This window comes from Flavihumibacter sp. UBA7668, from assembly GCF_002483205.1.
Classification (GTDB): Bacteria; Bacteroidota; Bacteroidia; order Chitinophagales; family Chitinophagaceae; genus Flavihumibacter.
In genome coordinates this window covers 737887-755038 of sequence record NZ_DLHM01000007.1, presented here as the reverse complement: position 1 = coordinate 755038, position 17152 = coordinate 737887, and the positions used below count along the sequence as shown (strand labels likewise).

Sequence of the window (17152 nt, the reverse complement as noted above, 5' to 3'; positions counted from 1 at the left end):
CCTTCATTCTATATATACAATTTTTTTTCTAAAATACTCCGCCAAATGCGGATCATTATCTACTATCGAGTAGCGTATAATAATAGGAATATCCTTTAACAAAGGTAGTTTACAGGTATCCGTTTGACAATTTTTCAACAGCTGGTATCGATCTTTCATTTGCTGGTCATAACGGTTCAACTCTCCACTGACAAGTGCGGAATAAGCAGCGCTGACATTATTTTTCGTAAAAAAACCAATCAAAAAAAAACTGGTAATTATCAGGAACCTGAATTGATAAACGATTTGTTGCAATTTGTTATACCTGTGTTGCCTGAGTTTTTCAGATGCCAACATACCTGCCAACAACAACGCAGAAAATAAAATAAAAATAATAAGGTTCGTAACCCGTAAAGGTACCAGCCTGATATCAATAAAATAATAGGTCATAAACGAAACTAACAACATGGAAATTCCACAAGTAAAAAAAAGTAAAAGTGCCCTTTTTTTAAGCATTCTTTGGTCGACTTGAATGTATGGTAAAAGTCTCTCAAAAGCTCCGGCCCCAAGTAAAAATCCGATCCACAAAAACGGATTTAATAGACATTTGAGTACATGATACCCAACTTGTGCAATTGCGTAACCAACTGCACTAACAATTGCAATTTCATTTTTTTTGGGTACTGCTACATACCTGTCACTGAATGATTGTGCGCTTAATAAGAACCACCAGGCAACAGCAATAAGAATCAACATTATATATTCCAGCCTGCTATTTTTACCTGAATAAATTTTGATACTGAGTATTATAAAAATTAATCCTGTGGCCAACATTGCAAACAATTCATTTAATCCGGATAACATTACCAATAGCGTGCAGGTTGCCACAGCGTAAAATAGACTTCCACTTTTGTACCTGTAATACCAATTCCAGCATGCCAGCCATAAGAGAAAAAACAAGATCCCAAATTGGTAGGAGACCAGTGAAGAAAACCAAAAAACTCCTTCACCAAGTCCGGGCATCACTGCCAAATAAGTGACAGTTATAACAGCACTAAGGAAAAAAATATCAGCATTCTTCGCCACTTTACATATATATGATTGAAAAAAGTAGGAAAGTATTCCCCAAAAAAGAAATACATAAATAAGAGGTATGATTTTATATAACCAAAAATTGCCAAAACTAAGCGGACTGGCTCCAGCTATGGCTAATAATGTATAGCGCGCTGTAATCGATTTATAAAGCATGATCTGAGCTTCAACATATCCATGCTCTCTTACCAATGAAGTAATCCAGTAGTCATCCCCCATTGGATGAACAAAATATGAAATCGCTAAAAATGGCAAAGCTATAATCGCCAGTATAAACCATCTGAGTTGTTTATAATACAGATTAAACCAATGATTTATACTGGCCGATTTATTTTTATGCATTAAATGATCGTTTTCACTTCCAACGCCTCATACAACACTTCCACCGGATGTTTCGCTTTTCTTCCCGTTCCATCCTTTATCTGATGCCTGCAGGAAGTTCCAGGCGCTGCAATAATTGTATCTTCTGATGCTGATCGAACACTTGGCAAGAGAACCAATTCTCCCACTTTCATGGAAATCTCATAATGTTCCTTTTCATAGCCAAAAGAGCCGGCCATACCACAACAGCCGGAAGGTATTGTTTCGACTGTATAATTTTCAGGAAGGGATAATAATTGAACAGATGGACCAACGGATGAAATCGCTTTCTGCTGACAATGTCCATGTAGCTTTATGGACCGTTTTTCTTTGGTGAATTTTTCCGGCGAAATCCTGGCCATACTGATTTCCCTTGCAATAAACTCATCTATCATATACACATGTTGGGCCAGTGCCCGTGCATCTTCCAGTAACGCATCATCAGCCAAATCAATGTACTCATCACGAAATGTTAATATAGCTGATGGTTCAATTCCTATCAACGGTGTTTCATCTGAAATCAAGGGCCTAAGTTTCGCAATATTCCGGTTGGCAATTCCTTTTGCATGACGGATTAATCCCTTCGACATCCAACTTCTTCCACTTTCCTCATGCTCCGGAATTACCACCTCATAGCCCAATCGTTCCAGTAACAGGATCGCCTTCTGCCCGATTTCCACATCATTGTAATTCGTGAATTCATCACAGAACAAATACACCCTTCGCGGTGAATTTTCATTTAGGTTCTCCAGCTGCGGATGATGATTTTTGAACCAGGCCCTGAGGGTGGTGCCTGCCAGTGTAGGCATTGATCTTTCCTGTGCAAATCCCGCAAAATTTTTAACCCATTTACTCACCACCTTATTTGTCATGGCAAAGTTGTAAAGTCCGGGTGCGATGGAACCCAGCTTTGCGGACAACGAGAAATTCGCGATCAGCCTGCTTCGTAATGGCACTCCATTGCTATCATAATACTGCTGTAAAAATTCGGCTTTCAGTTTGGCCATATCCACATTCGACGGACATTCACTTTTACAGGCCTTGCAACTCAGGCATAAATCCATTACCTCCTTGATCTCTTCATGATCAAACCGGTTGGCCTTTTCGGATCTTGTCAGAAACTCACGCAAAATATTAGCTCTCGCTCTTGTTGTATCTTTTTCATTTCGGGTAGCCATATAGGATGGACACATCGTACCGCCACTCAGATGCGTTTTCCGGCAATCTCCTGATCCATTACATTGCTCCGCATGCTGTAATACATCCTGATTATGATAACGAAACACCGTTTTGAAGGAAGGTGTTTGTTGTCCGGGAGTGTAGCGCAACATCGTATCCATCGGAGGTGTATCAACAATCTTATTTGGATTGAAAATATTGGAAGGATCCCAGACTTTTTTAATTTCTCTAAGCAATTGGTAATTCTTCTCTCCCACCATTTGTTTTATAAACTCACCACGCAGTCTCCCATCTCCATGTTCACCACTGAGCGATCCTTTGTATTTTTTTACCAGCGTTGCTATTTCTTCCGCGATCACCCGAAACATTCGATTCCCTTCTTCTGTCTTCAAATTGATGATCGGTCTCAAATGCAATTCACCTGATCCCGCATGCGCATAATGCACGGAATACAATCCGTGTTTGGTCAAAATCTCATTAAATTCCCGGATGAAGGCGGGCAAATCCTCCACATCCACCGCCGTATCTTCAATCACCGGAACTGCCTTTTCATCACCCGGCAGATTAGAAAGTAGTCCCAAGCCGGCTTTACGCAGTGTCCAGATCTTTTTAGTATCTGTTCCAAACAACAATGGAAAATGATAGCCCAGGCCCGCTGCACGCATTTCAGTTTCACAGGCAGCAGCAGCTGCTTCTATTTCTTCTCTGGTTGAACGCGCAAACTCCACTACCAAAATGGCACCCGGATCGCCTTGTACAAAAAACCGGTTCTGCATTTGCTCTCGGTTCTGTTTGGTGCATTCCAGAATATAATGATCAATAAGTTCACTGGCACTCGGACGATACTTCAATGCAATCAGATTGGCCCTTAATGACTCATCAATTGAATTAAAATGCACACATAGCAAACCGGTTTCCTTAGGAGGCAAAGGCACTACATTCACTTTGATTTCCGTCAAAAATGCCAGGGTTCCTTCGGAACCTGCTATCAGAGAACAGAAATTAAAATCAGGTTGTCCTGCAGTAAAGGGAGCCGTCTCCAGTAACAAATCCACTGCATAGCCGGTATTTCTTCGCTCCACTGTTTTTTTCGGAAACTCACGACGGATTTCATCCTGATTAGTATAATCGCTAAGCAGTGAACGAACCCGACGATAGATCTGACTCTCCAGCGAATCCCCTTCACATTTTGCGTGAAATTCATCCAGATTTAGGGCTTTAAATTCGGCATCCGACCCATCACTTAGAATCGCTTTGACTTCAAGCAAATGCTCTCTTGTACTTCTGTAAACCACAGAATTGGAACCACAGGAATTATTTCCTACCATCCCGCCAATCATTGCACGGTTAGCGGTACTGGTTTCCGGACCAAAAAACAGTCCGTGGGGTTTTAAAAACAGATTCAGTTCATCCCGTACAACACCCGGCTGTACCCGCACCCAGTGTTCCTCCTTATTTAATTCAAGAATTTTTGTAAAGGTTCTGGACACATCCACCACAATTCCTGACCCTACTACCTGTCCGGCCAATGAAGTACCCGCTGTGCGGGGTATCAGCGAAGTCTTATTTTTCCTTGCAAAAGCGATCAGCGTCTTTATATCCTGCTCGTGTTTTGGAATAGCAACCGCCAGCGGCATTTCGCGATAAGCGGAAGCATCCGTTGCATAAAGAGTACGCATCGCAGCATCATAATACAATTCACCTTCTAATTGCCGGCTCAGTTGCTGCAGTTCTTGAATCATGTCGATTGGTTTGCTTGCGGCGCTAATTTACGACATTCTGTTTCGAGGTTCTGCCTATTGCACCAGATAACGTCTTCCTTTAACGGTTTTAAATTCAACTACCCGGTCCTGATTTTGCGAAGAAGCGATCGTAGAGCCTGTTTCGCTTGTCAGGCGTTTCCCTTTTGGAAGCCAGATTTTACAGGAATTTCCCTGGAGGGATAGCAGCCCGGCATTTAAAAGCCGTCCTTTTTCCCAATTTATGCTCACTTCGAACCCGTTCCTGGCAGATAATCCTGTTATGGAACCGCTTGCCCAATCGGCATTCGATGGCAATGCAGGGAGTAATCGGATCACCCCTTCTGAGCCATGGCTTTGCATCAGCATTTCTGCCATACCGGCCGTTCCTCCAAAATTGCCATCAATCTGGAAGGGAGGATGGGCACAGAACAAATTAGGATAAACGCCGCCGCCATTAGACATATTGGTGCCCAAACTGGTAGCTGGTTTCAATAATTGCCGTACTAGTTCAAATGCATGGTTACCATCGCCCAGGCGAGCCCAGAATGCGATTTTCCAGGCTTTGCTCCAGCCGGTTCCATCATCTCCCCGTTGCTCAAGTGTTTTTCTGGCTGCAGCGGCGAGTTCAGGCGTTGCCCATGGGGTTATTTCATCATAAGGGTGCAATCCGTATAAATGTGAAACATGGCGATGTTTTGGTTCCCCGTCTTTCCAGTCATCCAGCCATTCGTTGAGATCACCGGCAGCCCCAATTTTGTTGGGTGCCAACCGGGGAAGGATGCTTTCCAACTCCTTTTTGAAGGCCTCATCCGTTTTAAGAATACCTGCTGCCTGGATACATGCACCAAATAATTCACGGGTAATCTGCATGTCCATGGTTGGCCCCATTACTGTATTCCCTCTGAAACCAGTTGGCATAATATAGGCATGTTCCGGTGAATTGGACGGCGCTGTTACCAAAGATCCATGCCTGGGTGATTCAATCAGAATCGACTGCAAAAACTGGGCAGAGCCTTTCAGAACAGGGTAATAATCGCGCAAAAATGCGGTGTCCTTTGTAAACCGAAAATGCTCCCAGATATGATCACACAACCACGCCCCTCCGGTAAGGGTTGAGCCCCATTCAGCTCCTTCTCCGGGTGAAGTATAGAGCCAGGGATTTGAAATTACATGCGCCGCCCAGCCTTTTGCATTATAATATGCTTTGGCTGTTTTTTCTCCATTCGGCACCAGTGCTTTTATAAACCGGAACAAGGGTTCAGCCAGATCGGAAAGATTGGTTGTTTCCGCCAGCCAGTAATTCATCTGAATATTAATATTGAGGTGGTAATCACCATTCCATGGGGTCTGGTATTCTTCCGCCCATAATCCCTGCAGATTCGCCGGTAACAACCCCGGCCGCGAAGAGGATATCAGCAAATACCGGCCAAAATTATAATACAAGACCGGAAGTGTTGGATCTACCCGACGGGTACCCGACGGGTTATTGGAATATCGCTCCAATCTTTCCTGCGTACTCAATCCCACCACTTCCTGATTTTCCGGCATGGTCCATTGATTCCGCTGATAAAATCCCGAATAAACACTAATATTTTTTTCAAGCGCTCTGTTATAATTGAGTCCGGATTTCAAATAAGCTAGTGCCACAGGCATCGGGTCATATCCGGTTATGGCAAATTTCGCATAGTCATAATCGGTGGCTGCCGTTATTTTAATGATTAACTCATTTGCATTTTCAATTCGGATTACCGGCCGGCCATCCAATTTATCTTCCCGCATTGTACCGCCAATTATTTCAGGTTGTACTGCTGTCGCAAACCGAAGCCCCTTATCCTTTCCGCTGGGTAATTGTCCCGTTATAAGTAACATACTGCCGGAAACGCTGGTATTTGCATTTTCTTTTCTAAACAGATCCAGAGCCAGGTTGATTCCGCCAGGTTTTGTACTGTGAATACGTACCCATAAAATATCATTTGTAAAATCCGCCCAGCAGACTTCTGTAATGGTAGTATTATCACGATTATAACGCGTTCGGGCAACCGCAGTTTTCAAATCGAGTTCCCGATTATAGCCGGATACCGGACCTGCAGTATCTCTCCAGGTAATAAGTAAATCCCCCAGAATCTGATAGGCGCCATATTTTTGATTCGCTCCATTGCCATGACCCGATCCCGCTCCTTTCGCTATAAACTCTTTCATCAATAATGCCTGCGCTTCTTTATTACGACCAGCCACCAAATGTTCCTGTATAGGTTTAAGGAATTGATGTGCCTTTTCACGGTCAGCATCCTGCGGACCACCCGACCACATTGATATTTCATTCAGGACAAGTCGCTCCCGATTCGGATTTCCAAATTGCATGATTCCCATCCGGCCATTTCCTACCGGTGAACTCTCGGTAAAATAACGGGCAGCCTGTTTAAATCGCAGCGTATGCGCTGAACTGTTGTTGGTAGTGCCGGAGCTGTTCGTTTGCGAATGGCACTTGTTTTGGAAAGCATTCAGCCCTATCAATAATAGGGAAGCAATGGCAAATTTATTCATATGGAAACTCTATGTTCTAAAGATATTCCCCAGCAACAGAATAGTATCGGAATTTTTCGACAGATTTCACCTGAATCTTCACCAATTAGCAAGAAATTCATAAAAAACAGCCCGATTTTGTGATATTTTAACCTCTGCTGCGAATAATATGGAAAGAACACCAGAAAGTAACGGATGAATGAACCGAATCAAAAGCAAGTATTTACAGAAATGCTGGAAAGTTATAAGGGCTTACTATATAAGATCGCACGTTCCTATACAAATTCTCCCGATGACTGCCAGGATCTGGTTCAGGAAATCACCATTGCTCTTTGGAGGTCTTTTGATAAATATGATCGGAAATACCAGTATTCAACCTGGATCTATCGGATTGCTTTAAATGTTTCAATAAGTCATTTACGAAAAGAAAACCGGCGAATCCATCCAACAGCAGCACTTGACGAAGAACTTCTGTTGGTTCCGACGGATCAAATCGCTACTACAACTGAAATTGATTTCCTCTATAAACTGATCGGAGAACTGAATCAATTGGATAAGGCCATCATCTTACTCTACCTGGAGGAAAAACCATACCGGGAAATGGCAGCCATATTAGGGTTGTCAGAAACCAATATCGCCACAAAAGTTAACCGCATTAAAGAAAAATGGCGGTTGCAATTAAACGCAAAAAATACCTGATTATGCAAGAAACAGAACTTATACAAATCTGGAAAACATACCAGCAGAAATTGGATGCTTCCCTAAAAATGAATAAAAAATGCCTGCAGGAAATTCAACTAATGAAAGCATCATCGGCTTTAAACTCGGTTCGACGAACCAGGTGGACAGGTATTATATTTGGAATTCTTTGGTTATCTTTTATCGGGTTTTTGATTTACCATTCACTCAGCTGGTCCAAATTAGCCTTCGTTGTATCTGCACTAATTCATTTTATTGTTTCTGCCTATGCCATTATAGTTTATATTGAACACCTGATCCTATTAAATCAGTTTGATAACAGTAATACGATTATTGAAGCTCAACAAAAACTAGTGCTGCTTTCAACTTCCAACCTTCGGGTCTTAGGAATTCTATTGCTTCAATTACCTGTATTTTCAACCTGGCATATGAGTGCGGAATGGATGCATTCCTCTCCGGAAACCTTCTGGGGTATTCATGTACCTGTAGTGTTTGTTCAAGCCTGTTTGGGTTGGTGGGCTTTTCGAAACCTTCATTACCGAAATCATGAAAAAAAATGGTTTCGCTGGTTTGTCAGCAAAGGTGAATTTGCAACTATAAAAAAGGCAACTACCATTCTGAAAGAAGCAGACTTGCCGACTCTTTCTTAACAAATCACTAGGGAATCAAGCAGGACAATTGATCTATATTCGCCCTGAATGATTTACTATTTTTCAGCGCTCAAGGACTTTAATACGTTTACCCCGACTCATCTTCTGTAGTCGGGGATTCTTCGTTTGACAGGATCTCTTTCTGATCCAATTACGCTTACAAATTTTTAATTTATGAAATGGGAATATCAGCTCCTTGCCTTTGTGGCAACGGGTATCCTTCTGTTATTGCTCTTTAGTGTCTGGAAAATAAAACTAAGATCAAATCAAAGGAATGCCCAATTTCAGGCACTCTGCAAAAGCAGCGGATTTCAAATGGATTTATTTGAATTTTTCAGCGACCGTGTTATAGGAATTGACTATCACCAGGGGGTGCTTTTATTTATGCACTTCATTGGAAATCAATACACTCATAAGATCTTGCTCATTGAAGAACTTGAACAATGTTCAATTGAAAAACAATCTAATGATAACAATATCATATCAGGCATTTTACTGAACTGTACAATGAATGATCAATCTGCTATACGACTGAGTTTTTATTCAAACAAAACGGATAATCATTTAGATGCTACCCAATTATTACGAAAAGCTGCCTACTGGCGAAGAAAAATCAACCTTCTCAAACAGCTGGATGAATTGAGCCTGGAACAATATCAATAATTAATATAAATAAATATGTCTGTTCAAACAAACCGACCGGTTAAAGCCGGACGCGCACCATTATTGCATCCCTTACCCATTGTTTTATTGAAGAATGATGTAGTGCTGGTAGAGTATCTTATGTCTCATCACCCACAATGGCCGGAAATAAATACCCTGCAGGAAAAAATTAAAACAGCTTCCATTTTAGATGGTATAAATTTTCCTACCGGAGTAGCAAGAATTCATTCCAACATTCTGCTACGAGACCAGGTGGCGAAACAGAATTTCAGTTACCGATTAAACCTTCCTGAAACTGGCTCAACAGCTTTTCATAGTGATAGTGTTTTCCGTCCGATGGGAGCAGCATTATGGGGTATGCAAAGTGGTGATGAACTAATCTGGCCAACCGGAAAAGGAAATCGCTATTATTTTATACTCTCGGTAGTTAATCCGATTGAGTCACTCTAGTGCTTAGATTAAAATGTAATTCATACATTTTGTTCAACAACTGAAAAAGGGCCTTCAATTTGGCCCTTTTTCTTTATCTAATAGCTTAGCCTATTGGTAAATTCTAACCCAGTCCACATAAATATTAACTGGTAATTGCTCAGCATTAACTTTTCCTACCCATGAACCTCCTAACTGCTGATCAAGCAATAAATAAAACGGCTGATCAAACGGCCATTGGCTTGGATCCACACCTGCCAAACGCGGGTATCGGAATGTCTCTTTCCCATTAAGTTTAAAAGCTAGAAATTCCGGTGTCCATTCCAAACTAAATACATTAAACTCATTTCGGTTAATGGCTGCTTTTCCATAATGAGGGGGATTCTTTTTTTCGTTCAGCTCTAATGTATAATAGGAATGGACCGTCTGGTAAATACTGTCTTCAAAACTGAGGTGTTCCATTATATCAATTTCTCCATTTCGTGGATATTTCCCATGAACTGTGTTAGCACCTAGCATCCAGAATGCAGGCCATGCCCCTTGCGCTTCTTCCAGTTTAGCACGAATATCAATTCTCCCATAGGTCCAGCTAAACTTGTCCTTCGTATAAATACCACCGGTTAGAAATGGACGCTTATCTTTACTGGTATCTGGGTTTCGGATTCCTTTTAGAATCAAAATACCATTTTCCCATCCGAAAACCTTGTCTTCTTTGGTCATATGTCGACCCCAATCGGCCTGGTTAGCTGAAATTCTGGTCCACTTTGTAGTATCCAAGGAGGGCTGACTAAACTCATCGCTCCAGATCAAATTTTTAAACCGACTATCTGTTGCAGATACAGTTTGACTGCTGCGACAGGAAATCAATCCTGTCAACAGCAGTATGGTTGCAGAGGTAAGGAAAAGATGCAGGAGATTTTTCATAATAGGACTTTGTTTATTCAAGTTCCATGAGTTTCTTTTTACTTGCTTCAATAATTGAACGTGCAGAATTTTTACTCAGATCACTTATTTCAAATTCACTCATTAGCTCATTCAATTTATTCAACTTTTCCTGGTCGTTATTTTTAACGAATTCCTCCTTAAGGATCCTGATTTTTTCAAAGTCCTGTATGCCCTCAATCAATTTTTCAAATCGGATACTGCTAACCGGGCCAGGATAAACCTGATACGTGTCTCCTGCTGGCCAGGCCGTAAACCGGCTGTCTTCCAATGGTGATTTTGTCCAGCTATTGTACGCCCAGCGCAGATAGCCAGTAAATCCTTTTGCCTGTGCATACCAACCCAGGTAAACATGTTCTGCTGGTGGTGAAAAACTAAAACCATTGGGGTATTCTTCGGTGCAACAGGTATAAACGGTTGTTGGCTTACCTGAAAGCTTTCTTTTATTCAACACTGCTGAATCCAGAATCCAGCGGGATGCCACGCAATAATCAAATATATCAGCTTCTATTTCAGGGTGATAATCACCTGCAAGGGCAATCTTCCAGTCGGGATCAATTGATTTTAATAAGCCAATAGCTTTTTGCATAGCTGGCATTGGTCGTTCATCCATAGCTATTGTTGTGATAGAAAACCAGTCCTTTTCTTTCAGATGTTGGGTAAACGCCTGCAACATTGGTTTCCAGGTTGCTGCATAGGCTGGAGTATTTATCTCCGTTGCAACACTGGTATCTCTTCCCAAATTTTCATCATAATAACGAACCATCATTTTCCAGGGGATAATTGAATAACAATTTATTCGCTCTTTTATTCCGCAATTCATTACGAATTCAACATATTGGTCAAATCGGGTGAAATCATAGGTCCATGTTCCTGCTTTAGTTTTAGTCCATTTAATCAGGGATGGAAAATCATCAAATGTTTGGTGACCCCAGGGCTCATGAACTATTGAGGCCGTGATATTTTTTTGGCCCGCTGCCGCAAGTTCCTCATAATAGGGTCTCATGGCTGCATAGTGATCATCTGACCATAGCGGTACATTATGAACCCTTGCAATTGCCGCAGGATGTTGCCATAAGTCCAGATCAAATGACCACTGAGCTGGCGGAGGTAAAATCCGTTGTTTTACATCAATTTGTAACAGGAGGTTTACTCCGGTACTCGTTTTTATAGTGGAAGTATAGGAGTCTGCCTTAGTTTCTTCCGGAACCTGAATAGTGATCCAGAAAAAAGCAACGCTGTCGGCCTTTATTTCACTTTGATTTAGCAAAGGGTCCGTAACAAGGGAAGATGCAAAAGCTGCTGGGTCTTTGCGATACCCGCACCCTCCATGGAATTCATCCGTAAGAACTTCCCCTATGCTACGGATTTTGATCTGCCTGGTAGAAATACTATCCCCTTTTGCATTTACCAAAGGAGACAGGCTCAACGAAAATAGTTGCTTTTCTTTTGTGGCAGTAGTTTTCATAGCCACCTGTACATGAACACGTTCTCCTCTCCAGGCCGAGATCTTCTGTTTTTCTTTTAGATGATTATTGCTATATACATTTTTCACGTCAATAACCTGCCCATCATGGAAAATTGGATTAACTGCTGAATCTTTCTCTTGTGATTGAGTATTTACTAGCCTTATATCAGTGGAAATAAATCCTGCATCACCAGGTTGCACACAACCAGAAAGCAAAAAGATAAAAATCCCGAGACAAACAAACAGGCGTTGAATGAAAAGCATAAGAGTCAATTGATATTACAAATATTGAAGTGGAAAGTTAGATCGAATAGGTGGTAGATCTTCCTCGCCAACACAATTGACGCAATCGGTTGATTAACAGAACTGGTATAAAATTAAAAAACCGGCACGCCTTAGCGATACCGGTTATACTCAAGGTAGCACATCCGCACTCAATGAGCACGAATTTAACTTATTGATTCAGCTTGATTTCGCCTACATCAACTGTAGCACCTTCTGCTACTTCTACACCATCCTTAGCAGTGTTCTTGTAAGGTGCAACTGCCTCAATTACAATCTGATAGGTACCAGCTTTCATGTTCTTGAGCTCAAAAGCACCGTTTGCAATCGGAGCTTTAACAGTATCAACTGAGGATAAAGCCCATGCCTGGGTAGCTCCTTCAGCCGGACTTACAGTCCCTTTCACAGTGGCAGTATTTACATCTTTAAAAGAAAATAAACTAACTGTTGCAATTCCAAGCGCTAAGGCGGTAATTTGTAACTTTTTCATACTCATGATTTTTTTAATTGGATAAATGAATTGTTTGATGACAGGATAGTAAATCCAATCATTGTGCCAGAAATGTATTATAGAAATGTTAATGCTTTTACCAGTTTCCCAAAATACCAGTAAAATCAATGGTTACAGCCGATGGTATAGTTATTGATAATACAGCATTAATCATCCAACTATTATTTTTTAGACTCTATTTTTAACTTATAAAAGCGATTTAAAACGCTCCAAAATTTAATAATTATCTGGCGTTGATACGATGCTTCCCAGATTCTTTACAGGCAGTAAATTTTATATTGAAAATCTTTTCAATTTTTACAATCGATTTTGAATTTCTGGTTTTATAAAAGGGGATAATTTGGGGAAATCAATTTTGAGTAAATTAAATATAGCATATTAGATTTACTCGATTGAATTTTCCTTAAACCATGAGCCAGCAAACATTTATCCGGCATTTAAGCCGGATTTTGACAAAAAATCAGATTTTAGTCCTCACAGGGGCCAAAATGGTTGGAAAAAGATTTCTCTCCGACCAAATCGCCAAACAGTTTCGACGGAAAGTTTTATCATTAGATTTATCAAAAAATTCAGATCGTAAAAAATTAGGACATCCTCAACTTTTCTTTGCGGCACATTCCACTGAATGCATCATTTTTGAGTCCATAGAGTTTTTACCCGGTATTTTGGATGATATTCTCCGATTTCAATCTTCAACCAGAAAACAACCAAAATTTATTTTAACCCTTGATTATCGGTTTGAATCAGTTTTTCGATTTTTTAAGTTTCCTGGAAAAGTTGTTATTAAAGAAGTTTTTCCTCTTTCATTACTTGATGCAAGTAAGTCCGGATCCTATTCAGTTTGGAATCATTGGCTTAAAGGAGGATTTCCTGGTCTTATGACGGCTCCATCTCTTCGGGTATTGAACAATCGCATTTCCCGAATTATTGGCCTTATTTGTTCTGGAAATACAACCCTTATAACTGGCCATCAATTAAACTCTGAGAAGCTTGAAAATTGTTTGCAGATTTTATCTCAATTAAATGGAACGGTTTTGAACTCGCATCAAATTGCAAAATCACTTGGAGTAAGTAGTACAACTGTATTTCGTTATTTAAAGTTTCTTGAAGCTGCTATGTTAATTCGTTTATTACCAGCTTTTTTTCCTGATGGCAGCACTAAACGATTAATACGTGCACCTAAAATCTATTTTCGGGATACCGGGATTTTACACTATTTACGTGGTATCCAAAGTTTGCGATCCTTAAGCAAGTCCATTGGTCAGCCTGATTCCTGGGAGGCATATGTAATTGAAGAGGTTGCCAAAGTTTTACCTTCCAGGTATACATTATATTATTATCGGACCCAACATTCAGCCGAAGTTCAATTGATTATAACAAAAATGAGCAAATCGGAATTACCTAAACAACTTGTTCTTGGTATTTGCATTCAACCCGGAACAGTTCCACTCATTTCAAGGGGACTTCGTAATTGTTTCACTAATCTGCACACACGCAAAAATTACCTTCTTCAAGGCGCTACTCCTCAGCATGATTTAATCCTCAATGGAATACCAGAAGAAGTGCTAACAGATTTAAAATCAATGAATTGTGTTCTTATATCACTCCCTCAGCTTTTATTAAAACTTTCTGCACTTCGCCTCTAATATAAGCTTCTCTCCCTTTCCCCTCTTCCTCCCCTGCCTCCCTTTCCCCTCTTCCTCCCCTGTCTCCTTTTTCTCCTTTTCCTCCCCTGTCTCCTTTTTCTCCTTTTCCTACTCTGTCTCCTATCTTTGTTCCATGGACAAAAGACTTTTTCTACTCGATGCTATGGCCCTTATTTTTAGAGCATATTATGCGCTTATTCGTAGTCCGCGAATTACGACACAGGGCAAAAATACGAATGCACAGTTTGGATTTACGAATGCATTACTTGAATTAATCAACAATCGTAACCCCACCCATATGGCCGTATGCTTTGATACTCAAGCACCTACAGAGCGTCATACGGATTTTGCAGAATATAAAGCCAACCGACAGGATGCACCTGAAGATTTACTTCTGGCTATTCCTGATATCAAGCGAATTATCCGCGGATTCAATATTCCGGTGGTTGAACTGGATGGTTTTGAAGCAGATGATGTAGTAGGAACTCTTTCAAAACAGGCGGCAGCTTCGGGCTACGATGTTTTCATGGTCACACCTGATAAAGACTATGGCCAATTGGTTTCAGATAAAATTAAAATTTATAAACCTGGTTATCAGGGCGGCGATATTGAAATCATGGGACCTGAACAGGTTTGTTCGAAATGGAATATCAAATCAGTGGACCAAGTCATTGATATGCTTGGTCTCATGGGAGATGCCGTCGATAACATCCCAGGTATTCCCGGAGTGGGTGAAAAAACAGCCTCGAAACTTTTAAATGAATTTGGAACCCTGGAAAATATACTGGAAAATGCAGATTCAATTAAAGGGTCAATTGGTGAAAAAGTTCGAAATGGCCGAGATTCTGCCATTTTATCAAAAAAACTCGCCACTATCATAACCACAGTTCCAGTAGAATTTCATGAAGAAGATTTCCGACTGAAAGAATGGAATAAGGACGTTTTGAAAGAAATCTTCACGGAGCTGGAATTCAAAACCGTTGCAAAACGCTTATTAGGGGAAGATATTTTAACCCCTAACCTCGCGCCGCAGGGTATTCAAACTGATTTATTTGGAAATACAGTGGTCACGCCAAAAAATGGCGGATCAACTTCCTCTCCGGCCGAATCGGATGAAATTGAAGGTAATTCCGGAATAATCGTAGAAAAAAACATTCAAAATACACCACATTTATATGAATTGGTTGATGGCGTTGACGCAATTGAAGCACTGGTCAAGAGACTTGCATTGGAATCCGAAATATGCTTTGATACTGAAACCACAAGTATAGATCCAAATGATGCTGAGCTTGTCGGTCTCTCCTTTTCTGTGCAGCCACATACCGGATTTTATGTTCCTTGTCCGGCTGATCAAACAAAGACAAAAACAATATTGAATCTTTTTAATCCACTTTTTAAAGATTTATCCAAAACCTGGGTAGGGCAAAACATCAAATACGATCTGCTTGTACTTAAATGGTATGGTGTCGAATTGGCTGGTAAATTGTTTGATACCATGCTGGCTCATTATGTTATTGAACCTGAAGGTAAAAGAAGCATGGATTTACTTAGTGCCAAATACCTGGGATATGAACCTGTCCATATTGAGGAATTGATTGGGAAAAAGGGTAAGAATCAGGGGAATATGCGGGATGTTGAAGTTGAAAAAGCCAAGGATTATGCAGCCGAAGACGCCGACATAACCCTTCAGTTAAAACAAAAATTTGTTCCGCTTCTGGACTCACTTGAAGTCAAATCTGTTTTCGAAAAAGTGGAAAATCCGCTTGTGAAAGTTTTGACTGATATGGAATTTGAAGGAATTCGGATAGATACAGGCTTTCTTCTGGATTATTCAAAGGATCTGGAGAAAGATGCTAAAGCTGCCGAGGAACGGGTTTATTCTGCAGCTGGCGTGCGATTCAATCTTGCTTCGCCAAAACAACTGGGTGAAGTTCTTTTTGAAAAGCTGAAGCTGGATCCCAAAGCAAAAAAAACTAAAACCGGACAATATGCAACCGGAGAGGATGTACTCGCCAAACTTGCCATCCAGAACCCGATTGTTGATGATATCCTTGCATTTCGGGAGTTAACCAAGTTAAAATCAACCTATGTAGATGCCCTACCGCTGATGATAAACCGTAAAACAGGACGGGTTCATACTTCCTATGCACAAGCTGTTGCCGTAACCGGAAGGTTATCCAGCAATAATCCTAACCTGCAGAATATTCCAATCCGTACTGAGAGAGGAAAAGAAATCCGAAAAGCTTTCATTCCGAGAGATGCGGATCACACGTTACTATCAGCTGATTATTCCCAAATCGAACTCAGGATTGTTGCAGCAATTAGTGGGGATCCGAATATGTGTGAAGCGTTTCGCCAGGGTAAGGATATCCATACAGCAACCGCAGCAAAGGTTTATGGTATAGATGAATCCGAGGTTACAAAAGAAATGCGACGAAAAGCCAAAAGTGTAAACTTCGGAATTATTTATGGCCAGGGGGCATTCGGACTTGCTGATAACCTTGGAATTTCACGTACAGAAGCAAAAGAAATCATTGATAACTATAAAAAGGAGTTCAGTGGCATCACGAGGTATATGGATGAGACGGTAAATTTTGCAAAAGAACACGGATATGTTCAAACACTGATGGGTAGGAAACGCTGGCTTCGGGATATTAATTCTTCCAATTTTACCGTAAGGGGATTCGCTGAGCGAAATGCGATCAATTCGCCTATCCAGGGAACAGCAGCAGATATGATCAAGCTGGCAATGAGTGCAATGCATGAAGCAATTAAAAAATCCGGACTCAAAAGCAAGATGATTCTTCAGGTGCATGATGAGTTGGTTTTTGATGCGCAGATCGAAGAAGTAGACCGTTTGAAGCCATTAATTCTTGATTGTATGCAAAATGCTCTTGCTTTACCTAATGACGTACCTGTAATAGCAGAAGTCGGACAAGGCGCCAGCTGGCTGGAAGCTCACTAAATGCCGTGGAAATTGCGTAAAT

The 17152-nt window shown here is 40.9% G+C and carries 12 protein-coding genes; 6 read left to right on the top strand and 6 right to left on the bottom strand.

What is annotated here, in order from left to right:
• Positions 1–3: 3 nt before the first annotated feature.
• Genes B2746_RS20755 through B2746_RS20745 form a run of 3 tightly spaced genes read right to left on the bottom strand, consistent with a single transcriptional unit; the run spans position 4 to position 6896 of the window.
• Positions 4–1413 carry a hypothetical protein gene (locus tag B2746_RS20755; protein WP_290798508.1) on the bottom strand — a complete coding sequence of 470 codons (1410 nt, stop codon included), beginning with the start codon at positions 1411–1413 and terminating at the stop codon, positions 4–6.
• Positions 1413–4352, bottom strand: coding sequence for an FAD-binding and (Fe-S)-binding domain-containing protein (locus B2746_RS20750; protein ID WP_290798505.1), 2940 nt, complete (start codon positions 4350–4352; stop codon positions 1413–1415). The genes B2746_RS20755 and B2746_RS20750 overlap by 1 nt, the downstream gene beginning before the upstream one ends.
• 54 nt (positions 4353–4406) lie before the next feature.
• A complete protein-coding gene (locus B2746_RS20745; protein WP_290798502.1) occupies positions 4407–6896 on the bottom strand; it encodes a glycoside hydrolase family 95 protein in 2490 nt (829 codons plus the stop codon).
• A gap of 174 nt (positions 6897–7070) precedes the next feature.
• Between B2746_RS20745 and B2746_RS20740 the strand changes: the two genes are divergently transcribed.
• The 4 genes from B2746_RS20740 (at position 7071) to B2746_RS20725 (ending at position 9337) form a co-directional block, all read left to right on the top strand.
• Complete coding sequence (locus B2746_RS20740; RefSeq protein ID WP_290798499.1) at positions 7071–7574, top strand: RNA polymerase sigma factor; 504 nt, start codon at positions 7071–7073, stop codon at positions 7572–7574.
• Between the two features lie 2 nt (positions 7575–7576).
• Complete coding sequence (locus tag B2746_RS20735; RefSeq protein WP_290798496.1) at positions 7577–8224, top strand: hypothetical protein; 648 nt, start codon at positions 7577–7579, stop codon at positions 8222–8224.
• A 174-nt stretch (positions 8225–8398) separates the two neighbouring features.
• Positions 8399–8887, top strand: a complete 489-nt coding sequence (locus B2746_RS20730; RefSeq protein ID WP_290798494.1) for a hypothetical protein — start codon at positions 8399–8401, stop codon at positions 8885–8887.
• A 15-nt stretch (positions 8888–8902) separates the two neighbouring features.
• Positions 8903–9337 carry a hypothetical protein gene (locus B2746_RS20725; RefSeq protein WP_290798491.1) on the top strand — a complete coding sequence of 145 codons (435 nt, stop codon included), beginning with the start codon at positions 8903–8905 and terminating at the stop codon, positions 9335–9337.
• 90 nt (positions 9338–9427) lie between these two features.
• Here the strand turns inward: B2746_RS20725 and B2746_RS20720 are convergent, their stop codons facing one another.
• The 3 genes from B2746_RS20720 to B2746_RS20710 form a co-directional block, all read right to left on the bottom strand.
• Entirely contained in the window at positions 9428–10240 is an 813-nt protein-coding gene (locus B2746_RS20720) for a glycoside hydrolase family 16 protein (RefSeq protein WP_290798488.1), read from the bottom strand.
• 13 nt (positions 10241–10253) lie between these two features.
• Positions 10254–11990 carry a DUF4091 domain-containing protein gene (locus B2746_RS20715; protein WP_290798485.1) on the bottom strand — a complete coding sequence of 579 codons (1737 nt, stop codon included), beginning with the start codon at positions 11988–11990 and terminating at the stop codon, positions 10254–10256.
• A gap of 190 nt (positions 11991–12180) precedes the next feature.
• Positions 12181–12498 carry a hypothetical protein gene (locus B2746_RS20710; protein WP_290708146.1) on the bottom strand — a complete coding sequence of 106 codons (318 nt, stop codon included), beginning with the start codon at positions 12496–12498 and terminating at the stop codon, positions 12181–12183.
• Between the two features lie 470 nt (positions 12499–12968).
• Here B2746_RS20710 and B2746_RS20705 point away from each other — a divergent pair, with 470 nt between their 5' ends.
• Positions 12969–14165, top strand: coding sequence for an ATP-binding protein (locus B2746_RS20705; RefSeq protein WP_290798483.1), 1197 nt, complete (start codon positions 12969–12971; stop codon positions 14163–14165).
• Between the two features lie 133 nt (positions 14166–14298).
• Entirely contained in the window at positions 14299–17130 is a 2832-nt protein-coding gene (gene polA / locus B2746_RS20700) for a DNA polymerase I (RefSeq protein ID WP_290798481.1), read from the top strand.
• The last annotated feature ends 22 nt before the right edge of the window (positions 17131–17152 follow it).